At 44.5% G+C, this 25855-nt stretch carries 21 protein-coding genes and 1 pseudogene; 4 read left to right on the top strand and 18 right to left on the bottom strand.

Features of this window, described 5'->3' with window-relative positions; genetic code table 11:
* Window positions 1-32: 32 nt before the first annotated feature.
* The 8 genes from AB4482_RS17875 to AB4482_RS17840 form a co-directional block, all read right to left on the bottom strand.
* A complete protein-coding gene (locus AB4482_RS17875) occupies window positions 33-977 on the bottom strand; it encodes a D-2-hydroxyacid dehydrogenase family protein (protein WP_372181354.1) in 945 nt (314 codons plus the stop codon).
* A 96-nt stretch (window positions 978-1073) separates the two neighbouring features.
* Entirely contained in the window at window positions 1074-1538 is a 465-nt protein-coding gene (locus tag AB4482_RS17870) for an ASCH domain-containing protein (protein ID WP_372181353.1), read from the bottom strand.
* A gap of 262 nt (window positions 1539-1800) precedes the next feature.
* Complete coding sequence (gene glpQ / locus AB4482_RS17865; RefSeq protein ID WP_372181352.1) at window positions 1801-2856, bottom strand: glycerophosphodiester phosphodiesterase; 1056 nt, start codon at window positions 2854-2856, stop codon at window positions 1801-1803.
* Window positions 2857-2933: 77 nt separating this feature from the next.
* Window positions 2934-4307, bottom strand: coding sequence for a glycerol-3-phosphate transporter (glpT, locus tag AB4482_RS17860; RefSeq protein WP_029235560.1), 1374 nt, complete (start codon window positions 4305-4307; stop codon window positions 2934-2936).
* A gap of 541 nt (window positions 4308-4848) precedes the next feature.
* Window positions 4849-5103, bottom strand: a complete 255-nt coding sequence (locus AB4482_RS17855) for a DUF3297 family protein (protein WP_017059204.1) — start codon at window positions 5101-5103, stop codon at window positions 4849-4851.
* Between the two features lie 242 nt (window positions 5104-5345).
* Window positions 5346-5780, bottom strand: coding sequence for a GNAT family N-acetyltransferase (locus AB4482_RS17850; RefSeq protein WP_372181351.1), 435 nt, complete (start codon window positions 5778-5780; stop codon window positions 5346-5348).
* 66 nt (window positions 5781-5846) lie between these two features.
* A complete protein-coding gene (locus AB4482_RS17845) occupies window positions 5847-5981 on the bottom strand; it encodes a hypothetical protein (protein ID WP_017059202.1) in 135 nt (44 codons plus the stop codon).
* Window positions 5982-6004: 23 nt separating this feature from the next.
* Window positions 6005-7135 (bottom strand): PcfJ domain-containing protein, encoded by a 1131-nt coding sequence (locus tag AB4482_RS17840; RefSeq protein WP_372181350.1) that lies wholly within the window; start codon window positions 7133-7135, stop codon window positions 6005-6007.
* A gap of 235 nt (window positions 7136-7370) precedes the next feature.
* On the opposite strand from AB4482_RS17840, the gene AB4482_RS17835 reads away from it, so the two are divergent.
* From AB4482_RS17835 to AB4482_RS17825, 3 genes are all read left to right on the top strand, one after another.
* Window positions 7371-7793: a universal stress protein gene (locus AB4482_RS17835; RefSeq protein ID WP_017063967.1), complete on the top strand. Its 423-nt coding sequence runs from the start codon at window positions 7371-7373 to the stop codon at window positions 7791-7793.
* A gap of 293 nt (window positions 7794-8086) precedes the next feature.
* Complete coding sequence (locus tag AB4482_RS17830) at window positions 8087-9658, top strand: cryptochrome/photolyase family protein (RefSeq protein ID WP_372181349.1); 1572 nt, start codon at window positions 8087-8089, stop codon at window positions 9656-9658.
* Window positions 9658-10398: an SDR family oxidoreductase gene (locus tag AB4482_RS17825; protein ID WP_372132361.1), complete on the top strand. Its 741-nt coding sequence runs from the start codon at window positions 9658-9660 to the stop codon at window positions 10396-10398. The genes AB4482_RS17830 and AB4482_RS17825 overlap by 1 nt, the downstream gene beginning before the upstream one ends.
* A gap of 147 nt (window positions 10399-10545) precedes the next feature.
* On the opposite strand, the gene AB4482_RS17820 is transcribed toward AB4482_RS17825, so the two are convergent.
* The 7 genes and pseudogenes from AB4482_RS17820 to AB4482_RS17790 all read right to left on the bottom strand — a co-directional run bounded on the left by AB4482_RS17820 (window position 10546) and on the right by AB4482_RS17790 (window position 18556).
* On the bottom strand, window positions 10546-11430 hold the full coding sequence (locus tag AB4482_RS17820; protein ID WP_372181348.1) for a PA4780 family RIO1-like protein kinase: 885 nt from the start codon (window positions 11428-11430) through the stop codon (window positions 10546-10548).
* A 160-nt stretch (window positions 11431-11590) separates the two neighbouring features.
* The gene (locus tag AB4482_RS17815; protein ID WP_081324519.1) at window positions 11591-11725 is read right to left on the bottom strand and encodes a DUF2256 domain-containing protein; all 135 of its coding nucleotides are present in this window, start codon (window positions 11723-11725) and stop codon (window positions 11591-11593) included.
* A gap of 336 nt (window positions 11726-12061) precedes the next feature.
* Window positions 12062-15778 carry an AAA family ATPase gene (locus AB4482_RS17810; protein ID WP_372181347.1) on the bottom strand — a complete coding sequence of 1239 codons (3717 nt, stop codon included), beginning with the start codon at window positions 15776-15778 and terminating at the stop codon, window positions 12062-12064.
* Window positions 15779-15783: 5 nt separating this feature from the next.
* Window positions 15784-17037 carry an exonuclease subunit SbcD gene (gene sbcD / locus AB4482_RS17805; RefSeq protein WP_372164986.1) on the bottom strand — a complete coding sequence of 418 codons (1254 nt, stop codon included), beginning with the start codon at window positions 17035-17037 and terminating at the stop codon, window positions 15784-15786.
* A gap of 212 nt (window positions 17038-17249) precedes the next feature.
* Window positions 17250-17407, bottom strand: a pseudogene (locus AB4482_RS17800) (porin family protein); the annotation flags it as partial.
* Window positions 17408-17420: 13 nt separating this feature from the next.
* Entirely contained in the window at window positions 17421-18017 is a 597-nt protein-coding gene (locus AB4482_RS17795; RefSeq protein WP_372181345.1) for a LysE/ArgO family amino acid transporter, read from the bottom strand.
* 14 nt (window positions 18018-18031) lie between these two features.
* Window positions 18032-18556 (bottom strand): GNAT family N-acetyltransferase, encoded by a 525-nt coding sequence (locus AB4482_RS17790; protein ID WP_017059192.1) that lies wholly within the window; start codon window positions 18554-18556, stop codon window positions 18032-18034.
* A 459-nt stretch (window positions 18557-19015) separates the two neighbouring features.
* Between AB4482_RS17790 and AB4482_RS17785 the strand changes: the two genes are divergently transcribed.
* Window positions 19016-19759: a class I SAM-dependent methyltransferase gene (locus AB4482_RS17785; protein ID WP_029235856.1), complete on the top strand. Its 744-nt coding sequence runs from the start codon at window positions 19016-19018 to the stop codon at window positions 19757-19759.
* 129 nt (window positions 19760-19888) lie between these two features.
* Here AB4482_RS17785 and AB4482_RS17780 read toward each other — a convergent pair whose 3' ends face one another.
* From AB4482_RS17780 to AB4482_RS17770, 3 genes are all read right to left on the bottom strand, one after another.
* Window positions 19889-21934: a TonB-dependent receptor domain-containing protein gene (locus AB4482_RS17780; protein ID WP_372122215.1), complete on the bottom strand. Its 2046-nt coding sequence runs from the start codon at window positions 21932-21934 to the stop codon at window positions 19889-19891.
* A gap of 181 nt (window positions 21935-22115) precedes the next feature.
* Window positions 22116-23036, bottom strand: a complete 921-nt coding sequence (locus AB4482_RS17775; RefSeq protein WP_017059189.1) for a LysR family transcriptional regulator — start codon at window positions 23034-23036, stop codon at window positions 22116-22118.
* Between the two features lie 229 nt (window positions 23037-23265).
* Window positions 23266-25455: an immunoglobulin-like domain-containing protein gene (locus tag AB4482_RS17770; RefSeq protein ID WP_372181344.1), complete on the bottom strand. Its 2190-nt coding sequence runs from the start codon at window positions 25453-25455 to the stop codon at window positions 23266-23268.
* Between the last annotated feature and the right edge of the window lie 400 nt (window positions 25456-25855).

The raw sequence follows: 25855 nt of genomic DNA, 5'->3' as shown, positions 1-25855 counted from the left end.
TACCTTTTTATTGCTTTCGGCAAATTCTATCGCTATATGCCATCCCTTTGATAGGACAGAATGTTGTCGAAGGCGATATCGAAGTAGAGTTCGTAGCTATTTTGTTCAACATAGCCCAAATGTGGAGTTGCAGTGACGTTTGGTAAGGACAGTAGCGGTTCGGAGTCTGTAGTTACTGGCTCACAATCGAACACATCAATAGCGGCTGTTTTGGTCGGTATCTCGCGTAGTTCATGATACAGGGCCATCGGTTCGACTAACTCGGCACGGCTGATGTTCACAAACAGTGAGTCCGGCTTCATCAAGCTTAGGTCGTGTGCCGTAACACATCCTCTGGTCGCATCATTCAAACGCAAATGCAAAGAAAGCACATCAACTTCTCGGAAGAAGTCTTGTTTAGTTGTTGCTGCTTCAAAACCATCTGCTTGCGCTTGATCGCGTGAAGCTTTGCTACCCCACACTACGACAGGCATCCCAAATACTTGGGCATATTGTGCAATGCATTTGCCGATCTTGCCGTAGCCCCAAATACCTAGCTTTAAGCCCTTCAAAGTTCGACCTAGCCCTAACGAGCCAGAATACTGCCACTGGTTCTGTTTAAGGTTTGAAGCGTAAGTGGGAATGTGGCGCGATGCAGCCATAATCAACGCCCAACATAACTCGGAGGGCGCAACTGGCGAGCCTCGGCCTTCTAAAACGGTGATGCCAAATCGCTCACACATTTGCGGGTCGATATGGTTACTCACTTTACCCGTCTGGCTAATAAGCTTGAGGTTTGGGAGCTGCGATAACAAAGTTTTGGTGATCTCGGTTCTTTCACGAATGAGCACAATGGCTTCAAACGAGACCAACTTAGCGACGAGCTCTTGCTCTGAGTATGTCTGGGTAAATACAGTGACATCGTGTTGTTCGAGTTTGTTGAAGCAATCGAGGTCTTTTACAACGTTCTGGTAGTCATCCAATATCGCTATTTTCACATCACTCTCCTTGTGATTGTTAATCATCTGGCGTTGGTCAAATGAAGGTCAAAGTGCCATGCCTTCCGATTCAACACATCACGCGCTGGGACTTCACTATTTATAAACCACTTTAAAACGCTCCAACATAAGTAACATGTCTTCACTTGGTGAGATTTTGAGCTCTTCACATTCACGTGAGAAGAAATTCCAGTGAGCTTCTTTCCACCATTCGAGTGTTTTGTCACCCTCGCCTTCGGCAGCAGCAAACTCCGCCGTCACTTCGTTATATTTGCACTGTGAGACTGAAGTGATCTCTACAATGCAAACTGGCTTGCCATCCCAGTCAGTGACGACTTGCAAGTGACCAACTACTGGTCTCGTCTCGCCTTCATGGCTGTACCAATATTCAAGGCTGCAAGACGCTTGTTTTTCACCCTTGAGAATTAACTGGGCGCAGAGGTTGGCGTTGTATTCATCAGCACAGTAATAGTCGGCACTGAAAGAGGTGTATTGCGAAGCAACGTCTGCTGGTAATGTGTTGAGGTAGCTATCAAGATAAGCTTTGCTTCTTTCTTCCATGATCTTTCCAAATTCAATATCAGGTTGAGCCGATAAACACTTATAGATTAAGCATCTGGCTGCATTGGGAGTAACCTATCAAGTCAGGTTATAGCTGTAAACCGAGTGAATATCAAAATGCGGGCTGAGAAAGAAGAATATAGGTAGGATTTCGAGGCCAGTACAAGGAGATCCAAAAAGTGAAAGAAGAACCAAAAGCACCTTTAGTCGGTGCTTTTGGCTCTTAGTATCTCGTTACTAATAGCTCGTAACTGACGGGGTATTAACGGTTCAAGAAGTCGACCGCTTTGTCTGGGAAGTCAGTAAACACACCATCGACTTTGACTTGGTTGTAGAAGACATCCAACATGCCATCAAAGTTATCAGCATAAGCTGGGATTCTTCCTGGGTCGGCACGGAACGTGTAAGGGTGAACATCTAAGCCCGCGTCTTTTGCTGACTTCATTAACGGTTTAATAATGATGTTATCTTTGGTCGATGCATCGTCCACCAACATTGGCTTCCAAGGGCCTATTCCTTCCGCATAACTCGCCACTTTTTCCATGCCACCACCTTCAAACATCCAGTCATAACTGTACGGCGTTGCTTTGTCGCCCTTGTAAGTCATGGTTTCATTCCAATCTGTATAAGCCATCAACTGAACGAGCTTAAGATCCATTTCCATCGCTGGCATGAGCTCATCGTTAATGCGTTGAAGTTCATTGGCGTCAAAACACTGCAAATACACTTTGTCGTCTTTTGATAGGTAACCATATTGATGCAAGGTTGCAAGCACAGCTTTTGAGATATCTTTGCCTTCGTGACGATGGAACCAAGGTGCTTTAATTTCAGGATAGATGCCCACGTCATAACCTAAGGTCTTATTTAGGCCTTGGATCAGCTCGATTTCTTCTGCAAAGGTAGCGACACGGAAATCAGACTGCCACATTGGGAAGCGCGTTGGGTACCCTGCCACTCTGTTGCCTTGTTCATCTAACTTAAAGCCTTCGGTCACCTTTAATGATTTGATCTCAGCGAGCGTAAAATCAATCGCGTAGTAACGGCCATCTGAACGAGCACGTGTTGGAAAGCGATCCGCGACATCGGTGACGCGGTCTAGATAATGATCATGCAAAACCACCAATTGGTCGTCTTTGGTCATCACGACATCTTGTTCGATGTAGTCGGGTTTCATTGCATAAGCGAGCGCTTTAGCGGGTAATGTGTGTTCAGGTAAATAACCAGAAGCACCGCGATGCGCAATCACTAAAGGATCTGCTAATGCATTTGCAGATAAGCTTAGTGCTAATAAGGTCAGAGACAGTGACGTTGTTTTCATTATTGTTTCCCTTGATAAAACAGAAGCAGGATATACCTGCCTCTGTTGTTATTTATAGATGTGATTCAGTAAATACACTACTGAGCTAACGCTTCTTTCTCTCGTTCGAGATCTTTTTGTTTATGGTGCGCACGCTCACCTAAGAAGGCGTAAAGCAGACAGATGATTGAAGCCACACAAGCGCCGACCAAAATAATGAAGCCGCCATCCCAGCCGTAATGGTCAACCATAAAGCCGAGTATTGCGTTCGCAGCAACCGCGCCACCTAAGTAACCAAACAAACCCGTTAGACCAGCCGCTGTACCCGCTGCTTTCTTAGGCGCAAGTTCCAGTGCATACAAACCGATCAGCATTACAGGACCATAGATAAGGAAACCAATCGCAACCAGTGCCAGCATATCAACCGTTGGGTTACCTGCTGGATTCAGCCAATATACCAACACAGCGACTGTCACTAGAACCATGAACAAGATACCTGCAGGTGCACGTCGGCCTTTGAATAACTTATCTGAAATCCAACCACACAATAAGGTGCCAGGGATACCTGCCCACTCATACAAGAAGTAAGCCCAAGATGATTTATCTACAGAGAAGTCTTTTGCTTCTTTTAAGTAAACTGGAGCCCAATCGAGTACGCCATAGCGGATAAGGTAAACAAACGCGTTAGCAATAGCGATTGACCACAACAGTTTGTTAGAGAAAACGTACTTAAAGAAGATCTCTTTCGCCGTCATTTCTTTCTCATGAGACGTATCGTAGTCGTCTGGGTAATCGTCTTTATGTTCTTCAATCGGTGGTAAGCCGCAAGATTGAGGTGTATCTCTTACAGTAAACCAAACAAAGACAGCAACGAGAGTGGCAAAAAATGCAGGAACATAAAAAGCGGTTCGCCAATCGTCGTTAAAAGCCCACAGCCCCAACAAGAACATTGGGCCAATCAAACCGCCACCCACGTTGTGAGCAACGTTCCATACTGACACTATCTCACCACGTTCTTTTCGTGACCACCAGTGGACCATGGTTCGTCCACAAGCTGGCCAACCCATACCTTGGAACCAACCATTCAAGAACAGCAGGATAAACATCGCAGTGATGCTGCCTGTTGCCCAAGGCATAAAGCCAAAGCAGAACATCACCAGTGCCGACATTAACAAGCCACCGCTGAGGAAGTAACGAGGGTTAGAACGGTCAGAAACACTGCCCATTAAGAACTTAGATAAGCCGTAAGCGATAGATACCGCCGCTAATGCAACCCCTAGTTCTCCACGGCTAAAACCTTGTTCAATTAGATAAGGCATCGCCAAACTAAAGTTTTTACGGACTAAGTAGTACCCCGCATAGCCAACGAAGATGCCAAGAAACAGCTGCCATCGTAGTCGTGTGTAGGTGCTATCGATCTTATCTGATGACAAGCGATCGATATGCGCCATAGGTTTGAATATTCCAAACATAGGAACCTCATAATTATTGGGCGAAGGAAAAATTTAAATGCTCGAACGAAGAAATTTAGCGCTCATTCGAAATCAAGGGAATTGTATGTGCTTCAGGATTAATTTCTGTGATAGAGGTGGTTATTAACAAAAAATAACTTTAAATACAGCATATTAGTTTCATTTAATTAGACTGCGCTTCATATTTTTGTTTGTATCTGTTTAATTAAACATCAGAACTTTCGAGTACGAATAAATCCAAAAAGAGCGAGCGAACATAAATCAACCAACAACAACTTTGTTATTACTGAGAATGCATAGTGAATAACAACAATTTTGGTTGAATCTGTGGAGTTATGAAGGTGGTTTGGGCTATTGGTTAAAGAAGTTCGCTAAAATCAATGCAAACAAAAAGGGTCTAGATTTCTCTAGACCCTTTTAGGTAATAACGCTTGGTGGCTTGATGTTGGCTAATTAAGCAAACATTAGCTAATTACTCGAAGTATTAGCTAGCCACACGACGTGACTATGCGTCGATGTATTAGCTAGCCACACGACATGATTATGCGTCGATGTAAAAAGCTTCTACTGTGCCTTTTAGAGTAATAAGCATTGGCTGACCAAAACGATCTAGCGCTTTTGGAGAAGGGATCTTAACCCAACCTTCGCTGATGCAGTATTCTTCAACATCAGTACGCTCTTTACCATTTAGACGAATGCCGATTGGGTATTCGAAACACTCAGCAACGTGGTGTGGGCTGCGTGGGTTGCCTGCAAGATGATCTGGTAAAGCTGGTCTTGAATTAGTATCGCTCATGTTCATTACCTGTATGTACGTAAATAAAAAAAGTGCGTCATTCTAGTCAATATAGGCTTTGTGCTCAACAACTGCTGCAATAAATCGTCTTGATCGTTTTAATCAACAGCTAGTTGTTTGATTTAAAGGCGATAACGGCATGAGTTTCAACGAAAATTTAACAGGTTTATGCATTATGGATGAAAGGGAGAAATTCATTACTCGAACGGCAGATAAACTAATATCAGGCTTTTATTCCGAGCTTATCGATTAAGCTCAATACTCATCACTTTATGGTTCGGTTCTGATTCGATATTTACGATTGACCAACCTAGCCCTTGGTAGAGACCCATGATATTGGTGTACGCGTAGAGTTGAGTTTGCACTGCAGAAGAAACCTGTCTGACACCACGATTAATCAGTTCACTGGCAATGCCTTGACCGCGCCATTGAGGGTCGACCAACACAGCGTTGATCCACACTACATCACGAACTTGGTGAGGTTCTTGAAAATAGGAATACGCCAAGCCACCAATGACCACATTATCGCGAAGTACTGTTATTACTGGAGGGAGTTGTACGTTTTCTTTATATGTATCTTTAAACTTGAAATCAGACCATTCACTTTGAAATAAGCCCTCTAACTCATGCCAATAAGGTGAGTTTTCATCGCAATTTCTAAAGATTACTTTCTGCATTTTTCCGTCCTTTTAAAGAGAGTAATTCGGCTATCCTAGCCTTGTTTAATCTAAGTGTAGGTAAAGCTACTCTTCTTCGTCGTAATCGTCTGCTGGGTCTTGATTAATTTCTTCGCCGCATCCTAGGCATTCACCTTGCAGATCCGTAGGCATCACAATAATCAAACCACAATGAGGGCAAAGATCGCCTTGTTGAAACATCCTGTATTCCTTCTACTTAATGGCTATTGCTTAGGATATTTTTGCTTACTCGCTTCTAACCAGTCGTGAATCACTTGGCGAGCGGGTTCCGACGGCGGTGCATTTCGCTTTCCGCAGATTTGGTCTATTTCAAAAGGAAATGCTTTGCTCGGGACGCGGCGTAAACCTATAGTTAAACGCTGAGGTTTGAGCATGCGGAACACCACATAACGATCGCTCATGATTCGGTTATGATACACACCAATACAGTGCTTCTGCTCTATGCCTTCGTGTTCAAGATCGTAATAATCCGTGAGCGGATGAATATTGTCATTGCCGAGTAAAGGAACGGGATAAGGAATGTCTTTATCCATTGGGCGATTACCCTCCAAGCGGCGTAATTGGCGCTGTTCCGTCCAGCGGTCATGCAGTTGTTCAAACATCGCAAAAGAATTCTGGCTGGTAATCGCGCGCAGTGGATCATCCATTTCCAAATCTTGCCCTAGCAATATCGCATCTTGGAACATCGCCATCTTCGACGGTGCATTAAGTCTGCCCTCTTCCACCATCGCAATGCCCAATCGACTGCCGGTTAGAAATGGATGAACTTGGTCCAAACGCAGCGCTGTGTAGCCTACTTTTGAGTAATGCTTAAACTTAAGGACTCGTCTTTGCAGCGGTTCGAGAATACGAACAATGTGGTCGAGTTCATCACCAACATTGTAATGAAGCTCTAGCTTGTCGATGAATTTGAGTGTCGCCTTGCTGCCGTCTAAGCCCAACTTGGTAAGGATCTTCTTCTGCCCTAAGCGACTTAGTGCCAGTGCTTTCTTGTTGTCGACACTGTATTTCATGCAGATCAAAGCCAAAATAACAGGCCTTAATTCAAGCAATTGCGCGGCTTCATAAGTATTCGCAGCAAGCCACAACATCTGGTATTGGTATTCTGGAAAGTCGTCGGTGATTTCACGATAACGCGCAGGTAATGAATTTAGCCAACGACCATTCACGTCAAACTGTTCAACAAGGTTGAGGCTCAGCCCAATGCCTCCATCAAGCGGTCGTCTACCATCTTCAAACACATGAAAGCCGACGAGCTTTTGAGACCAGTCTCGGATCTCAATATCGTAGTCGAAACCTAATGTTCGAGTGGGAATGGTTAGTAGTGCTGTCATTGATGCCTCTTCGTTATTGGCGCATTGAACTATCAAGCCTATCTAACAGCATAAGCTAGCGCTTAAACCACTATATCAACCTTTTGTAAATTTCTTACCAATCAAAGCGATATAAATACGATAGTGCTTAGAAGAACATTGAATGATGATTTTACGGAATATGAGATCTCTTCGATATCATTTGCGTCAACAGAAACTATGCTTGTTACATAACTCACAACAAGAGGCTTTAATTATGGATTACCGACATATTCTGGTCGCACTTGAACTGTCTGACGACACCAAGATTCTCATTGATAGAGCGACCTTCTTCGCTGATAAACTGGAGGCTGGCATTTCATTTGTTTATATCGATGGTACGCATGGAGAAATTTATCCAGAGCTCGTTGATATTCAGGGAAATGACGGTGATTTACCCATCAATGAAGATGCCGTTAAGCATTTGAAAGAGTTTGAAGCCTACGCCAAACACCCAATCAAGCACATTTTCGTGGGAACGGGTGATTTGAACGATAAGCTCAAAAATGCCATCGAAGCAAACGGCGTTGACCTATTGCTGTGCGGCCATCACCATGATTTTTGGCATAAGCTCATCTCCCATTCTAAACAGATCATCGATACTTCCCCTATCGATATTCTCGTTGTTCCTATGGAATAGAAGCTCCAGTTCGACACTCAAAAATAACCGGCTTTGCCAACCTTTATCGGTATTATTGGTTGGCTTGATATCCTCTTCAACACACTCATCCTGACCGAAATCTCCTATTTCCCACTTAGAGTAATCATTTGTGATCTTGTCAGCCTATCAACTCGTAAGCGTCTAATAATTAACAAATCACGTCATTTCGATTTGAATTAACGTACTGAAATGTACGACCCAGACCATGCCTTCATCAATCAATGGACAGGCGGTAACGCAGTCACAACAAGCCTCACAAACCAGGACGCATTATGAAATTTAAAACGGTACGACTTGTATTAGGTGACCAACTCAACATTGAGCATTCATGGTTTAGACAGGTTAACGATGACGTTATTTACATCATTGCTGAGCTAAAACAAGAAACAGATTATGTTGCCTCTCACGTTCAAAAAGTGGCCGCGTTTTTCTGTGCGATGGGTTACTTCGCTAACGAACTCAAAGAACAAGGTCATCAAGTACTACACCTTACTCTTGACGACACAACGCAATTTGAAAACCTAGACACACTTCTAAAGCACTATGTACACGAATTCGGCGCAGAGAAATTCGAATATCAAAGGCCAGATGAATATCGCCTTTTAGAGCAGATGAACAAGCTCAAGCTGACCAATGCGACCAAAGGTTGTTGTGATACAGAACACTTCCTCTTTCCATTCGAGGAGATAGAACAACAGTTTCCAAAAGACAAACACATCATGATGGAACACTTCTATCGCCGAATGAGAAAACGTTTCGACATTTTGCTAGAAGACGGAAAGCCCGTTGGCGGAAAATGGAATTACGACGCGAACAATCGAAATAAGCTCAAGAAACAAGACATCGAAAACCTACCTCAGCCGCTGATGTTTACCAATGATATAACCGACATTTTGCAACGTATCGAACGTCACCAAGTACAAACCATTGGTCAAGTCGGTAACCAGTTACTATGGCCGGTGAACCGCGCACAAAGCTTGTCTCTACTCGCTCATTTCTGCCAAGTCTGCTTGCCGTTATTTGGGCAGTTTCAAGATGCGATGACGACAGAGCACGACTCTAAATGGAGCTTGTATCATAGCCGTATATCGTTCTCGCTGAACAGTAAACTGCTGAGCCCTAAAGAAGTGATTGATGCAGCACTGTCGGCCTACCAAGCATCCTGTCTTCGAGACAGCTCACCAGATAAGCCAAGCATCGATATTGCACAGGTCGAAGGATTTGTACGCCAAATACTGGGGTGGCGAGAGTACATACGCGCCGTCTATTGGGCGAATATGCCTGCTTACGCCAACAAAAATCATTACTCAGCAAACAACAAACTGCCCCATTACTTTTGGGACGGACAAACCAAGATGAACTGCATGAAGCATGCGATCGACCAGTCTCTTGAGTTTGCTTACGCGCACCATATCCAAAGGTTAATGATCACTGGCAACTTCTGTTTAATCACAGGCATAGACCCTGACCAAGTAGACAGTTGGTACCTCGGTATTTACGTCGACGCGATTGAGTGGGTTGAAATGCCAAATACGCGAGGTATGGCACTGTTTGCGGATGGCGGGATCGTCGGAACCAAACCATACTCTGCCAGCGGTTCCTATATCAACCGCATGAGTGACTACTGCAAAGGCTGTCACTACAAGATAAAAGAACGCAGCGGCGAGCAATCTTGCCCTTTCAATAGCTTGTATTGGCGCTTTATGGACCAGCACCGCGATGCGTTAAACCGCAACCCACGTATGGGCATGTTATATCGCTCTTGGGACAACATGGATGAGCAATCACAACAAGCGATTCTCGATACTGCTGAACAACGAATCACAAACTTGGAGAACTTATAATGGTGGAGCAACTCAGATTACACATATTGGTGGTCGGTGGGAGCGGCGGTATTGGTTTCGCTGTGGTTAAACACCTATTATCTGAGCTCTCTCGGTTTGATTTTCTTGATGTGCATGTAGACGCGACTTACCACTCTCAACAGCCGGAACTAGAAAACAATCGCTTGACCTGGCACAAAGTCGACGCGACCAATGAAGCTGATATCAAGCGTTTGAGTTCTGAGTTTGAACAACTTGATTGGTTGATCAACTGCGTGGGTATGCTCCACACTCCAGATCTTGGACCGGAGAAAAACTTGTCGTCCATCGACCCTGATTTTTTCCTCAAAAACATCTCTGTGAATACCCTGCCCAGCTTGTTATTAGCAAAACACTTCACGCCGATACTTAAAGCGAGCGACAATCCAAAGTTTGCTGTGGTATCCGCAAAGGTTGGCAGTATTTCAGACAACAGATTAGGCGGTTGGTATAGCTACCGCTCATCGAAAGCAGCCCTAAATATGTTCATCAAAACCATGTCGATCGAATGGCAACGCACCATTAAGAAAGGCACCGTGTTGGCTCTGCACCCGGGCACGACAGACACAGCTCTGTCGAAGCCTTTTCAGACCAATGTCCCTGAAGGTAAGTTGTTTGAGTCAAGCTATGTCGCCCATCAGTTGGTCGATATTATTCGCACTGCCACACCGGATAACAGTGGGCACTTCTACGCTTACGATGGTGAACAGTTAAATTGGTAGTTGATACGAGTGTCCGTCTTTCATTAGTGCTAAAAAAGAAAACCCAACAGAGTTGAAGCTCCATTGGGTTTTTATTTAGAAAGAACGCCTCTGTTTTAAAAGGCGTTTGGTTGATATCTAGCTAAAGATAAAAACTGATCATCACGATTATTCAGCCCAATTGAACTTAGTATCGTCAACACCTTCTTTCTCTTCTTTAGCTCGCTCGCGTCGATGTTGTTCTTCAATTCGCGCAGCGTCTATCTCTTGCATGATGGCTTCGATATCAGCCAAGTCGTCGGTTTCCGTAAACTCACCCGTCAGTTTGCTGTCTGGCTTCAAGTCGCCTTTCTCGTACAGCGCCCACATTTCCTTGGCATACTCGGTTTTTGCCAGTTCAGGAGCAAACTGAGCGTAATAGTCACGGATGTTATTGATGTCACGAGCCAGCATCCACTCAGCGTTGTTGTTAGCCGAAGCGTCAACCGCTTGTGGTAGGTCGATAATTACTGGACCGTACTCATCCACCAATACGTTGAACTCAGACAAGTCACCATGGATCAAACCAACACACAGCATTTTAACTACGTAAGTCATCATCACGGCGTGGTCTTCGATCGCTTGCTCTGCTGACATCACCACATCGTTCAAACGTGGTGCAACGTAACCCTCATCGTCAGTGACCAGCTCCATAAGCAGTACGCCATCAAAGCAACCATAAGGGACAGGCACACGAACACCCGCTTCTGCCAGTTTATATAAGGCATCCACTTCAGCACTTTGCCAAACCTTTTCTTGTTGTTCACGACCAAAGCCAGAGCCTTTTTCCATCGCTCGTGCACGGCGGCTATTCCGGACTTTTCGGCCTTCACGATACGCGGTCGCTTTTTTAAAGCTGCGTTGGCTAATTTCCTTATATACCTTGGCACAACGGATCGTATCGCCGCAGCGCACAATGTACACCGATGCTTCTTTGCCACTCATGAGTTGGCTTATCACCTCGTCGACTAAACCGTCGTCAACTAAAGGCTGTATTCTTTTAGGTATCTTCATGCCGCCTTTATACATCACTTATCTTACAGATAGAAATATTAACTTGAGAAATGAATGACGAAACGATTAAAGGATCATCAAAATTACGACAAAGGAAGGAAATATTGGAGTTAACGGGTTTAGATCATGAGTATTGACCTGATCTATTCAGATTATGGGACTAAGACTTATTACGACGACAACGTTCAGAACAGTAGATCACGTCATCCCAACAGCGCTGCCATTTTTTACGCCATGCGAAAGGCTTTTGGCAAACAGGACATATCTTAGTCGGTAAATGGGGTTTCTTGTGCATGGCCGTTCCCTTCTTGAAGCATCCACTTCCTGCGTTTACTAGAGATTCCCTATTACGCTCGTACCTCGCTTTAGGGAATGACGAAGGTAATGCGAACAAATCTAGATTCCCTATTACGTTCGTACCTCGCTTTAGAGAATGACGAAGGCAATACGAACAAAGCCTAGTTCTCTATGACGTTCGTTCCTGACTTTAAGGAGTGACTGCGTAGTGATTTGTGACTACTCCCGACTCCGTCATCCTCGAGAAGGAGGAACGACTGAGTCGGGGATCTGCTTCATCTAGCTCTGTTTCTATTTCTGCGCAGATAAATTTAGCAAGAACCAAAGTAACAACCTAAGCGACAACCTTGTACTGCTTCTCCATCTCACTCACACCTAAGCCAGAGTGTTTTGTCACTTTAAGCTGAACGGGCACTCGCTCTTTCAGTGCTTCAACGTGGCTAATGACACCGATCATCTTGCCTGATGCATTCAAGTTATCTAACGCGTTAAGGGCAATGTCCAATGTGTCACTATCCAACGTGCCGAAACCTTCATCTAAGAACAGAGAATCAATACTGGTTTTGTAGCTCACAAGATCAGAAAGCGCTAATGCCAACGCCAAGCTCACCAAGAAGCTTTCGCCACCTGATAAAGTCTTTGTATCACGCATCACATCGCCCTGCCATGTGTCGAGCACTTGCAGTTCTAAACCATCGTCGGCTTTACGTTTAAGCTCGTAACGACCATGCAAACGTTGTAGCTGCTTGTTCGCAAGGTACACCAAGTTTTCCAATGTTAAACCTTGGGCAAACTTACGGAACTTGTCGCCGTTCTTAGAGCCAATAAGTGAGTTCAAACGAGAGATATCATCAAACTCGACTTGTTGCTCATCAATTTGCTTAAACAGATCTTGCTGATTACTGCGGTTCTGGCTATCCGTTTCAAGATTGGCAGAAATTGCACCGATCTTGGTCGCATGGCTTTGCTGTGCGTTTTGACACTCAGTAGTCGCTTCTTCAACTTGCTGTTGGTCTTGCTCTTGCCATGCTTTCGCATTTTCGTGATTTAGTAGATCCACTTGTGTCGCTTTGGCGGCGTTCAACCTAGCTTGCGCACTGACAATCGCTTCGTCTAAAGACTTCTTCAGGCTTTGAAGTTGAGTTCTAACCTCTTCATCTAACAACGCTGCTTCAAAATTAGCCTCATCTTCGAACGGGCTAGTTTTCAGCGCTTCTAACCAAGCATTCGACGCTTGTGTGTAGCTCGATTGCTTACTGACTAACTCGTCCGAGAAACCAGTGTGTTTGGTTTGCTCGGTTCGATGTTCAAGTTCGCTGCGGTTAAGCACTAACTGCGCGGCATCAAATGCATTTACTGCTTCAGTGACTCTTTGCTTCATCGCATTGCTGGTGGCTTGAATGTCTTTGTCACCAAACAACTCTGTTCTTTCAGCCGTTACACGAGTGAGTTCTGACACTAAAGACTCACTCTGTTGCGTCAGTGTCGCGAGCTCTTTCTCAACACTGCTTAGCTTGTCGTCTAACGTTTTCAATTCGGCATTTTGAGTAATCAGTTGCTTCTCAATATCGGCCTGTTGCTGTTTGGTTTGCTGCCATGTGCTTGATGCTTGCGATTTCGCAGTAAACCAATCATCGATATGCTCAAGTTCAGGTGCTTCGATAGAAGTTTGAACAATGCTCTCTTTCAAAGCGTTCCATTGCTGGCCTTTCGCTTGAGCTATTTGAGTCACTTGCTCGTTTGCGACTTGGTTTTGCTTATTCAAATCAGCTAAGCGTTGCTCGGCCAACTCGAGATTAGACTGCGCCTTGTCAGCCATAACACTTACAGACAGGCGTTGTTTCTCAGCTTCAGCGTAATGCGCTTTAGCATCACCCAACGCTTTGAGTTGCTGCGCGCTCTGACTTAGTTGAAGTTCACACTGCTGAGCAAAGGTCGCGACTATAGCTTCATTGCCTAAATCGTTAATCGTTAGCACTGCTAGCTCTGGAGCCGTGCCAACGAAATCCGATAAGCTCTGTTGAAGCTTGCCGACAACGCCTTGCCAATTCATTTGAGCCTGCTGAATATCCGCTTGCGCACGTTGAATTTCATCGTTGAGTGCGGCAATCATAGGGGCAAGAGAATCTAACTGCTGACGATGCTCTTGGCCTTCTTTTTTGATAGCCGTTAGCTCTAGGTTTTCCCTATCTTTTTGAACAACCAAATTTGCAATGTCTTGCGACTGTTCAATCGAATGGTCTGTTGAACCACACAGTGGGCATTCAGTTCCTGACTCTAGAGCTGCACGGTATTTTGCTAATTCGCCTTCTTGATCAATCAAACGCGTTAATCGCTCAAGCGAAGTCTCTCTCTCTTTATATCGCTCCACCAACACTTCACGTTCTTTCGAAAGCTTGTCGACCAACTGAGTGTTAGTTTGATGCGTTTGAGTTTTAGCGTGCAGCTGTTGTTGGGCATTTAGGAAACCACGGTTGATCTCAAGTAATGAGTGCGTATTGCGATTCCAGTACTCCAACAGATCTTTTTGCGCATTCAATACTTGTTCGCTGATGTTGCCTTGCAATGCTTCCCACTGTTGCTTTGCACTACTCTCTAGCACAACCAATTCACTTAAAGTTTTGTCTTGCGTTGCTTTAGCTTCTTGCGCAGATTTGATGATCGTTTGCTGTGCATCAACCGCACACAAAGCTTGCTTCGCTGAGTTTAGTTGTTCTGCATGTTGACGCTCTAAAGTACGAACTTGCTCAACTTTGGCTTGCCATTGACCTAGGTATTTTTCCAGATGTTGGTCAGCTTGATGTGTATTTAAATACTCAGTGCTGAGTTGATCTTGTTGCTTCAGTGCATCTGTTTTTTGGACTAAAACGACTTGTTGATTACGCTGCTGCGTATGTTGCTCGTTTAGCGTATTCGCTGCACTAACGGCCGCAGTTTGCTTATCTTTGAGTACGGCAATTTGGTTATCTAACGGGCGAACCTGCTCGATGATCTTCTCTTGATCCTGCTGTTCGGCTTTTACCTGTTCGACAATCGCACTGCTTTGAGTCAGTTTAGTTTGCGCGTCTTGCATTTCTGCATCACGAACGGCAAGTAACTTGGTGCTGTTATCTAGGTGAGCTTGAGTAGTGTTCACCTCTTGTTCGCAACGCTTTAAATCTTTGTGTACTGGACGCAGCTTTTCAGCCGGCTCACTGTTTGCCAAGCGCTCTAGTGACGGTTGGTTACGGTCTAGTTCATCTTGAGCGGTTTTCAGATCGAGCTCACTGGCCGCAATAGTTTGCTCAGCTTTGGTCACGTCTTTCCACCAGCTAAGATGCACTTGCCACTCTTTTAATTGCTCGGCTAAACGCTTCTGCTCTACTTCTAGCGTTTCACGCTCTGCGGTCAGCTCTTTGATTTGCTCTTCAGACAGTAAGCTCACACCTTCAGCTTTCGCTTTAAGTTGATTAAGCGACTCTTCACTCGACTTAAAATGATCGTAGATACGCTCTGAAATCAGGCTATAAACTTCTGTTCCCGTCAGCTCTTCAAGTAGCTCTGCACGGTCGTTAGCATTGGCATTTAAGAACGCCGCAAACTCACCCTGAGACAACATGATGGATTTAGTGAAGCGTGAGAAATCGAGCCCTGTAACCTGCTCCACCAGCTTGGTCTTCTTGGTCAACATGGTCTCTAAGACTTTGTCGGTGTCCGCATCGGCAAACTCGCACGTTGGCGTTTGCAATGCGCCATCGTGTTTTCCACGCGCTCGCTTTTGGTGGAAATTAGATCGGTACGTTTTACCTTGAACTTCAAATTCCAGTTCAGCAAAACACTCACCCGTGCCACGCGTCATTAATTCGTTGTTGCCTTTAGCTATGCTCTTTAAACGCGGTGTGCGGTGGAACAATGCCAAACAAATCGCATCAAGAATGGTGGTTTTACCCGCCCCTGTTGGGCCAGTAATCGCAAACAGACCATTTTCTGCAAACGGTGATTGGGTGAAATCGAGCTTCCAACGCCCTTTCAAAGAGTTCAGGTTTTCAAATTCTAGGCTTAAAATCTTCATACTGGTTACTCTTCTACTTTATTTGGTGTTTGAGCGCTTTCAGACACTTCAACCATCACTTGTTTAAACTTCACCGTCATTCGCTCTAAACGTGCTTTTTCAGAATCGGTTTCAAACTCTTCTAAGGCAATACGCTTCGTAAACACGTCCATCGGGCTCAGTTCAGATAAGGTCTCTGCCGACTCTTGCTCTAATGCTTGATTACGACGCTCTCTTGCTCGGCGCAGTTGAAGTACTTCCACATTCAATCCTTCGGTCAGTGCGCGCATACGTTCTTGTAGATCCGACAAGTAATCTTGCGCTTGCACTTCTATCGATAACCATACGCTTTGGTCGCTATCTAAACCTATGTATTGGTTCAGCTGAGATTCGATCTCGCTCAAGTCGCCTTTGATTTCAGCTAGAGGTTGGAATGTGGGAACAGGCAATTGAGAAATGGTGCGCTCACCTTCAACAAACTCAACAACACACACTTGTTTCTGAGACTTAAGTTCATCAAAACTTAGTGGGATTGGAGAGCCTGAATAACGAATGTATTCACGCTTTGCCACCACTTGTGGGCGATGGATATGACCAAGTGCGATATAGTCTGCGTCTGGGAAGCCATCAGCGGCGAAACCATCAAGGTTGCCGACATAGATATCACGCACAGAATCCGATTGTTGGACACCCATCGCCGTTAAATGACCGGTAGCGATAATCGGCATGTGCTCGCTGTTTACAAACGTCGCGCGCTTAGCAACCGCCGCATCATAAACACTTTGATAATGCTGTTTGATTGCATCGCCGAGTTGCTTCTGACGCTCAACGCCAGTGACACCCGCCTGGCTCATCAACACATCGCGAGGGCGAATAAAAGGAATGGCACAAACCAGCGCTTCTACATCGCCGTTCTTGCCTTTTAGTTCGACAACCTGAGTCGCATGATCTTCATTGGTATTAGGAATCACGTCTGCGCCCATGTATTTGAGCAGCTGTTGTGTCTCTTTAAGCACAGAGACTGAATCGTGATTTCCACCTAATAACACCAATTGGCAACCGATCTTGTTCGAATCGACCACAAACTTGTTATACATCTCACGAGCGTAACTCGGCGGTGTACTGGTATCGAAAATGTCGCCAGCAACAATGATCGCGTCGATGTCGTGCTCTGTAACTTGCTCAAGTAACCATTGTAAAAACCGTTCATGTTCATTCTTGCGGCTTTTATTGTAGAAGTTTTGGCCAAGGTGCCAATCGGACGTGTGAAGAATCTTCATTGCTGCTCACTGGAAGTCTGTAATACCTTTAATCTACCAAAATAGTCGAGATAATTCCCTTTTATAAGCTTGTGAAAACCAACTAATTTCAGGCTTTGGACCAACTCCGCCCATAGCGTGACCAATCGTTATTTTTGACATAAAAAACCGCTCAACGTTAGAGCGGTTTTAGGTGTCCATAGCTTTAGCTTTAAGCTATTTCACAGAGGTCGTCAAAAATTGTACGAAGCGCCCAGAGTTACTGTGCTAAACGCTACATCACGGCTTTCGGGCCGAAGAATTCGATATTTACTGCATCTGCTTGTGAGATTAAACGTAAGGTTAGGCTTTCTACTGGCGTGTATTCAACACCTATACCAAAATGGAAGCCTAATTACGCGCAGCTAGACAATCAAAGATATTGCAATAGATGCCATGATCACGCCAACGACAAATTCCAACACCTTCCACGCTCTCGGGTTCTTAAACATTGGAGCCAAGAAGCGAGCTCCATATCCAAGTGAAAAGAAGAACACGAATGACGCCGATACCGCCCCAGCGCCAAACAACATTTGATCCGGTTGATATTGAGTTGAGATAGACCCCAGCAATACCACAGTATCCAAATACACATGCGGGTTAAGCCAAGTGAACGCCAAACACATCGCAATCGCTTTGGTTAATGAGTCTTTAGTTTCTGCCGTGGCTTCTAAGGCGTGGTTTTCGGTAAATGCTGATCGGAAGCTTAAGAATGAATAGACACCCAAAAAGATAGCGCCACCATAACGGGCGAACTGCTCAATTTGTGGGAACTGCTTAACGATTGCGCCAAAGCCCGTCACGCCAAAGCTAATCAGTAAGGCGTCAGAAATGGCACATACAGCACAAACTGCCAATATGTGTTGGTTCTTAAGCCCTTGCTTTAAAACAAACGCATTTTGAGAGCCAATCGCAAGAATCAGCGAAAGGCCAAGGGAGAAACCTGCAAAGTAAGTCGACATCTAAGGCTAGTCTCTTAACGCAACTCAATACTCATAAACTGGCTGTGCGGGTCTAACACATAATCAGCAAAGGGTTCACAGTATCCGAAGCCAAACTTTTCATACAGGTTACGCGCAGCCTTAAAGTAGTCTTCTGAGCCGGTCTCTAAACTGATTGTTTGATACTGGCGGGCGGTTGCTGTATCCAATACGTGCTGTAAAAGTTGGCTCGCAACACCTGACTTTCGAGCAAACTGTGAGGTTCTCATCGATTTGAGTTCAGCGTGTTGGGTATTTAGCTCTTTAATGGCAACACACCCAAGTAGTTGGCTGTCTTTCCAAGCACTGAAAAAAGTAATCTCTGGTGACTTGAGCCCATCTAGATCCAGTGCATGAACGCTTTCGGCTGGCGAAGTGGCGTACATATCAGCGAGGTGCTCTTCAAGTAATTCAATGACTTCCCCACCCGACAAGTCATCCACCTTAATTTCTATTGAAGCACTGCTTTCCAATGCTGTTCTATTTTCCATTGAACCCTGTGCATTTATTGCTGATGTCATTGTTTCAACTCTCCTTGTTTAGTTCGCTTATTTAGCTTGAGTGATTTGGTTTTTATCAACAGCCCACTTTCCTGAATTGTTTCCTTTTCAAGAACTCGGTTTGAATCAGTAAAATTACTGATTAATCATAAAATTATAAATGTCACACTGGGTTTACCTAGATACCATATTTTTCCTATCTCGTCTCGTGATAAAAGCGTTCCGCAAAGCCCGTATGGTCGCTGCATTGAGGGAGCAACACCTGTTTTAGTTAACGAATAAGTAGTCAGGGCAAAGTGAATAGCGATGACACGCGTACTGATGTTGTTGGCAGCTTAAACATCCCTTTAAACGGTCTCATTTAAAACGACCATAAGTTAGAAAATAAAACGCTTTCATTGATCGAATATTTGATTGCGATTTTCCAATTTCGGTATATGATGCGCCACCCTAATTTTTCAGCTTATACTGCAGGCAAATATGTCCGCCAACGCACTCTATACCGACCTATCCGGTTACTATGATTTAATGTGTGTAGATATTGACTACCAAGCGCAAAGTAACTGCGTACGTAGACTCCATCAAATCTTTGGAAATGAAGGAAAAACACACCTCGACTTAGCTTGTGGCACTGGCCCACACGTTCGTCATTTTATTGATTTCGGTTACCAAAGCGGTGGCCTAGATCTTAACAAGCCGATGTTAGATATCGCAGAAGTTCGCTGCCCGGAAGCCAAGTTCTCAGTACAAAACATGAGTAACTTTGAGGTCACGGAACCACTCGATCTTATCACTTGCTTCCTGTATTCCATCCATTACAACGATGGCCTTGAGAAGCTTAAAGAGTGTATTGAAAGTGTGCATCGTGCGTTAAAGCCAGAAGGTATTTTCTGTTTTAACGTGGTTGATAAAGACAAGATCAGCAACGACCTGTTTGTTAGACACACAACAAACCAAGACAAAGACGATTTCACGTTCCGTTCTGGTTGGTATTACTCTGGTCAGGGTGATAAGCAAGCGCTAAAGCTTAGCATCGAAAAGACGACTGCTGGTGAAACTCAAGTGTGGAATGATGAACACCCAATGGTGGCATTCTCGTTTAAAGAGTTAATCGAGATATTGAAGCCCTACTTCGAGGTTAATATCTTCGAGCACGATTACGACAAGCTGATTCCTTGGGATACTCAGTCCGGTAATGCGCTGATCACATGTGTCAAAATCTAGATTAATAGATAAACGGCAAATTAAACCAAATCTATAGATCAAAAAAGAACCCACACTCGCCATTCTCCTTTTAGAGCATCAGCCAGTGTGGGTTCTTTTGTATCAAGCTATCAGTTACTGAACTCTAAATTAGAAGTCCGCTGTCATACCTACGTAGTAAGTACGTGGCTCTTCAACATAGCCCATGCTCTCTAGCTCTTGTGATACAGCTTCGTCAGTTAAGTTCGTGATACCTGCACGTAGTCGTACTGAAGCATTCACGTTGTAGACAGCACCTAGGTTCAGCGTTGTGTAAGCGTCTTGAGTTAGATCGCTTTCGATCTGACGTTCACCACGGTAACGCGCACTCACGAAAGTACTTAGATCGTAAGTTGGGCTCCAGTTCAGTTTAACTAAACCCGAATGCTTGTAACGCTCAAGTAATTCGTCACCAGTAGACTTATCTTCAGTGTCTAAGAATGTGTAATTACCAGACACACCCCATTCATCAGTAATTTGGAATTGGCCTGTAAGCTCAGCACCTTGAACTACAGCCTCTGATACGTTTGTATAAGTACGCTTACCATTCACATAGCCAGTTGAGCTTGAACTATCAGCGCAACCTTTACCCGATTCAAACACTCCGCCGTTCTCACAATAGGTTTCATCACGATCAATTAGGTCGTTGATTTCATTTCGGAATAAGGCACCTTCAACATTCCAACGAGGTTGGCTATAAATCGCAGCGATCTCATAGTTCAAGCTGGTTTCGGGCTTAAGATCTTCATTACCATGTAAATCACATACGCCTTTACAGCTATTAACTGTGTAGTCTGTCTGATTTTGAGTCAATGTTGGTGCTTTAAATGCTTTACCCACACCACCCTTGATGATCAGGTCATTCGTTGTTTGATGAACCAAGTACACACGTGGGCTGAACTCTTCACCGTACAGTTCATGCTTATCTAAACGACCACCAATGGTTGCCGTTAGTTGATCCGTCATTAACCATTGGTCTTGAACAAATAACGCACCTTGATAAGCTTCAGATGTACCATTGACTAAGTTTTCTTTGTTGGTTAATTCACTCAACTGGTAGTCCATACCAAACGTTACGGTGTGACTATCACCAAGATAAGTGGTCGCCGAAGCTTCAACAATTTGAGTCAGCTCTTCGATGTCACTGCTATAGTTAGTATCTGAGTCCGCAGCATCATTATCTGTCACATTTTCACGTGAATAACGTACTTGCGTGTCACCCCAGCTCCAAAAACCACTATGTGTGATCGCTTGGCTCTGACGTACAACACGTGTGTCAGACTCAATCACAGATGATACGTTTTCCGCAGATGACTCACGTTCATCATCACTGTAGCCAAAATCGAAATCGATGGTTTGGTTATCTGTCGCATTCCATGTCAGGCTTGCAAGTAAGCTTAACGTGTCACGTTCTTCTAGAGCTGTTACATCTGAACGATCGTAACCAAAGCTGTGTGTACCAGAATATGGTTGCCAAGCGTTACGGCTTGTCTGGTTAACAGAAAGGCGAGCAAACAACTCGTCTTCAATCAACGCACCAGATGTCGTGAAGCCCATCGAATACTCTTCCCCTCCATCACCATCAAGTGGAGATGAAGTGTCCATGCTCAGTGTAGAGCTCCAATCGTTTTCTGGAGCCTTAGTGATGATGTTGATTGTACCGCCCATACCATCTGAACCGTAAAGTGCAGACATTGGGCCACGGATTATTTCAACACGTTCGATCGAATCAGCAGGAATCGTTGATAGGTCGAAGTCGTTACCACGGATGATGGCACTTGCAGAGCTTAAACGACGACCGTTCACCATGATAAGAGTGTAATCTGAATCCATACCACGAATAGAGATCATCTGACGGCCAGCACGTGTGCTATCAAAATCAGACTCTACACTCGTTGATTCTGCAACGATGTCCGCCAAGGTAATACCAGGGCTGTCTTCAATGTCTTGCGCGGTGATAACCGACATTGAAGCTGGCGCTTGTTTTAGTGCCATCTCGGTACGAGTTGCCGTAACAACCATTTGCTCATCTGTTGCTTGCGCTTCTTCTTGCGCCAACACGTTAGCTGAAAGTGAGGTACAAATAACAGCGACTGCGATCGAAAGGGGTTTACGAACCAAAAGAGGTTTGCGAATCAAAAGAGATCTCTCAGACATGATATTCATTCTTATATGTGATTGGTAATGATAATGGTTTGCATTAAACAACCAACTACCACTCTTATCAACGAAAGTTTCATACCAAAAATCGATTCTCGTTATTCACCATTCAAATAATGAAAGAGGTCTATATCCAACTCGATAGGTATTCGTAATTTTCATTCACCCTGCAGATGGATTATGTATAAAGCTCTTTGAATATATTGCGAACCCAGCGACACATCGGGTCGTTATGAAAGCGCTTATGCCAGTATAAGTAGACGTCTTCTGATGGGTGGCGCAACGCTTTAGGCACGCGTTTACAAACAAGATCTCTTTGCGTAGCGGCTTGTTGAGCAAAAGGTGTCGGTAAATGAAAGATGATGTCGGTTGCTTCTGCCATATCCGGCGCGACGTTAAAATTGGAAAGCTGAATTGGAATGGACAGCTGGCGCTGCTTATCAATCAAGCCAAGATCTTTAAATCGACTTTCGATCGAGAGCTTCTTATCCCCTTGCAGTGAGATTTGACCAAGTTGGCTATTCAACAAGTCATCAACCGTGATCTCTTTGTCCGCCAAAGGATGTTTTTTACTCATCAGCAAACGGTAATCGCGGCTAATCACGAACATTCGATACAAATTTTGCTCTGAACTTAACGGCTCGTGGGTCGACAACACAAAGTGCGCATCACCGGATAACAGAGGCTCAAAGTGTCGTTTAGGAATCGAGTCGATATCAACAGTCATGTTTGGCGCTTGTTGACGTATCTCCGCAACTACCTTGGGCAGCAAGTGCGCGACATTAGGCACTAAACCAAAGAAGCGAACCGTACTGTCACTGCTTTGCGGTTCGAATACATCGCCATGTACCAGCTTTTCTAAACGTGTCAGTACCGAATTGAGATCTTGCTTAATGGCTTCTGCTTTTGGCGTTAACTCATAGCCATAAGCCGCTCGCACCAATAGATCATCATTGAAAACGGTACGCAGTTTTTGCAGAGATCGGCTCACCGTAGGTTGGCTCATATCCAGCGCCAATGCCGTGTTGGAAACGTGCTTCTCTTCAAGAAGGTGTTTAAGAATAACGAGTAGATTGAGGTCGACTTGAGCAAGATTCATTATGCAAATATTAACAATATATAAAATTCAATGTGCGCATAGTGCTATTTCTTAACATGTAATACAATTGATAATCACTCCTATTTTGATCTAGAGCAATATGCAGAGCAGAGTTTAAGGTTAAGTGGGTTTTAAAGCTCTAAGTCAGAACTGTTTAAACATAAAAAAGAGAGGCACAATGGCCTCTCTTTGATCGTCTACTTTATATTGCTAGCGTTGAGCTATCAGACTACAGCTTTGTCCAAGCATCTTGCCAGTATTGGCTATCTGCTGGAGCGTAAGACGCGCTTGCACACCATGCCGTGTATGGCCAAGGCTTACATTCGTACAAGCCATTATCGCTGCCGACCACAATGTCACCCGCTGCGTAGTTTGTGCCCGCTTCATATGGAGGGTAATCACCTGGAGGAGGTGTTGTTCCGCCACCGTCTTTAACAGCGAACGAATCGTTTACCATCACCATTTCACCGTCAGATGCTTTACCGACTACTTCAAGTGCATATTGCCCTTCCGCTACATCGTATAAGTCGATGGTAATAGCACGGCTGTCCGTTACGTTAACCTTAGTTTGCTCAACCATAGTACCTGCACTGTTGATCACCATAGCGGTAACATCTAATGCTTCATTTGATGTCAGTGTCAGATCTAAACGCACGTTGCCGTTATCTGGCGCATATTGTGATTGAAGTCCTGAAACCGAAAGCTCTAAGTCATCGCCCGGATCTGGGTTACCACCACATGAAGAGTCTGAAACTTTTCTCCAAACGCCCCACTCACCTGTTGTTCCTGGCTCTTCGCCGCGAGTGTACCAACCTGCTCCCCACGTTGAACCGTCATGAGATACTTGATCACCTTCAACATAAACGGTGTCGGCATCCCATGCCGCAGCACAGTTAGAACCATCAGTCACAGACACTTTACGGTCAACGGTTACGGTTTGGTTCGCGCTGTCTGTCACGCTATACACAAGTGTGTAGTTGCCGATTTCATTTACATCGACACTGCCAGTGTGTGTAATAGTGCTTGTCAGGTCGCCATCTTCAGCATCATTCGCCGTCACGCCTGCCATAGCATCAAATGCAGTACCCAACACAACTGTTGTGTCAGATACGCCATTAAATACTGGCTTCTGGCTGTAAACCTCTACCGTTCTCGCTTTAGTGGTTTCGTTGTTATCGCTGTCTTTCACTCGGTAAGTCAAAACGTAAGTGCCAATAACACTGGTTTCAACGTAACCTTCAACATCGATTGATGACGTTAGATCGCCGTCTTCTTTGTCTGTTGCCGTCACGCCATCCATAGGATCAAACGTTGTGCCGTGAAGAACACGCGTATTTTCGACACCTTTAAGAACGGGCTCGCCCTCGACTGGTGGTGGCGTTACCTGACCGTGTACAAACGGGGCGTAGTCTTTAATGAACTGCTCGTTGTATTGTTGGCCGTTTTTGTTGGTGCCCATGTCCCAGTTGATAGACCAAGTCATCACACCACGTAGCGGTTGACCTTGCGCCGTTAGGCTATCAAATGCGTCGTATAAATCTTGTGGCTCTTGTACAAAACCGGTTGCTGCAGCATCGATGCTTGAAGGAATACCAAACACGAGCTTGTCATGTGGGATCTTGTGGAAACCACGCGTTCCGTTGATAAGAGAATCAGAAATGTAGTAGATGAATTCTTCTTTTAACGCATCGTTGTTTTGAGCAATCCAACCCACGCCTTCAACCCAGATACCATCGCCACCTTGGTTGTAAAATTGTGGGTTAATCCAGTCGTAGTAGCCTTCTAGATTATCGATATAAGGAACGTACTTACCGCCTGTCGTTAGATACGGGAACTCAGGCGCCATTGTAATAAGGAAGTTTTTACCTTCTGCGCGGTAGTGATCTTTCACTAGCTTAAGTGCATCCGGAATCACGGTTTGGTTGTTTGCGGCGGTTACGGCTGCTTGTTCAAGGTCAATATCTAGGCCATCGAAGCCGTAACGCTCGGTAAGACGGATAATCTCATCAGCAAAGGCTCTTTCATCACCGGTTTCTAGCTCTACGTGTGCATCAGCACCACCCAAAGCCAACAGTACAGAGCGACCTTGCTTGTTGAGCTCAGAGATTTGGTCAATAAATTGTTCTTCTGAAAGCCCAATGGTTGGGTCCAGTTTAAAAGTTGGGATTCGACCATCAGCCACATCGTAAACCTTCATGAATGACACATTCACGATGTTGTACATTGGGTTCACTTCATCCAACGTCACACATGGCGCATTACCACCTTGGTAGCCGCCACCGTCACACCAGTTATGCCAATAGCCAACCACGACGCCAGAGTCTGGATTCGTCATATCTGAACCATTCGCATAAACAGCGCCAGACATAGCCGCCATGCCGACCGATACTGCTAATTGTAGAGCTTTACGTTTCAACATTAGTCCCACTTCCTTACTTAACAGCTGTGCCAATCACAACCGAACCAATTCATTGTAATCATGAATATTTATAGAGAAGTAATGGAATTTATAGGAAAAGATGACCTTTGATTTAACTTGTGATTTTAAGTCACAGATTGAATATCAGAATCAATATGATTTTGACTTTTCATTCAAATTGAAATGCTAAAAACTGTTATTTTCGGCTGAATGCATTGACCATATAAATATTTAATCAACCTTAATTCACTAAGATAATTAACCAAAAATATAAAAAATCACCGATAGGAAAAAATAAACTTTAAATCGGCAAAAATCATCCCAAATACGCCGTAATTACTGACCTAAGACCAGATACCATTGCGAGTGATATCACTAAAACAGCCTGGATATAGCCATC

The sequence above is a fragment of the Vibrio sp. 10N.222.55.C7 genome (assembly GCF_041473335.1).
Classification (GTDB): domain Bacteria; phylum Pseudomonadota; class Gammaproteobacteria; order Enterobacterales; family Vibrionaceae; genus Vibrio; species Vibrio crassostreae_C.
The sequence above is the reverse complement of the archived record's forward strand: the minus strand, read 5'-3'. Positions and strand labels throughout refer to the sequence as shown.

Bases quoted from the DNA above. Each gene is read 5' to 3' on its own strand.
- AB4482_RS17870 (WP_372181353.1), bottom strand. From the start codon at position 1,538: ATGGAAGAAAGAAGCAAAGCTTATCTTGATAGCTACCTCAACACATTA.
- glpQ (WP_372181352.1), bottom strand. From the start codon at position 2,856: ATGAAAACAACGTCACTGTCTCTGACCTTATTAGCACTAAGCTTATCT.
- glpT (WP_029235560.1), bottom strand. From the start codon at position 4,307: ATGTTTGGAATATTCAAACCTATGGCGCATATCGATCGCTTGTCATCA.
- AB4482_RS17855 (WP_017059204.1), bottom strand. From the start codon at position 5,103: ATGAGCGATACTAATTCAAGACCAGCTTTACCAGATCATCTTGCAGGC.
- AB4482_RS17850 (WP_372181351.1), bottom strand. From the start codon at position 5,780: ATGCAGAAAGTAATCTTTAGAAATTGCGATGAAAACTCACCTTATTGG.
- AB4482_RS17845 (WP_017059202.1), bottom strand. From the start codon at position 5,981: ATGTTTCAACAAGGCGATCTTTGCCCTCATTGTGGTTTGATTATTGTG.
- AB4482_RS17840 (WP_372181350.1), bottom strand. From the start codon at position 7,135: ATGACAGCACTACTAACCATTCCCACTCGAACATTAGGTTTCGACTAC.
- AB4482_RS17835 (WP_017063967.1), top strand. From the start codon at position 7,371: ATGGATTACCGACATATTCTGGTCGCACTTGAACTGTCTGACGACACC.
- AB4482_RS17830 (WP_372181349.1), top strand. From the start codon at position 8,087: ATGAAATTTAAAACGGTACGACTTGTATTAGGTGACCAACTCAACATT.
- AB4482_RS17825 (WP_372132361.1), top strand. From the start codon at position 9,658: ATGGTGGAGCAACTCAGATTACACATATTGGTGGTCGGTGGGAGCGGC.
- AB4482_RS17820 (WP_372181348.1), bottom strand. From the start codon at position 11,430: ATGAAGATACCTAAAAGAATACAGCCTTTAGTTGACGACGGTTTAGTC.
- AB4482_RS17815 (WP_081324519.1), bottom strand. From the start codon at position 11,725: ATGCACAAGAAACCCCATTTACCGACTAAGATATGTCCTGTTTGCCAA.
- AB4482_RS17810 (WP_372181347.1), bottom strand. From the start codon at position 15,778: ATGAAGATTTTAAGCCTAGAATTTGAAAACCTGAACTCTTTGAAAGGG.
- sbcD (WP_372164986.1), bottom strand. From the start codon at position 17,037: ATGAAGATTCTTCACACGTCCGATTGGCACCTTGGCCAAAACTTCTAC.
- AB4482_RS17795 (WP_372181345.1), bottom strand. From the start codon at position 18,017: ATGTCGACTTACTTTGCAGGTTTCTCCCTTGGCCTTTCGCTGATTCTT.
- AB4482_RS17790 (WP_017059192.1), bottom strand. From the start codon at position 18,556: ATGACATCAGCAATAAATGCACAGGGTTCAATGGAAAATAGAACAGCA.
- AB4482_RS17785 (WP_029235856.1), top strand. From the start codon at position 19,016: ATGTCCGCCAACGCACTCTATACCGACCTATCCGGTTACTATGATTTA.
- AB4482_RS17780 (WP_372122215.1), bottom strand. From the start codon at position 21,934: ATGTCTGAGAGATCTCTTTTGATTCGCAAACCTCTTTTGGTTCGTAAA.
- AB4482_RS17775 (WP_017059189.1), bottom strand. From the start codon at position 23,036: ATGAATCTTGCTCAAGTCGACCTCAATCTACTCGTTATTCTTAAACAC.
- AB4482_RS17770 (WP_372181344.1), bottom strand. From the start codon at position 25,455: ATGTTGAAACGTAAAGCTCTACAATTAGCAGTATCGGTCGGCATGGCG.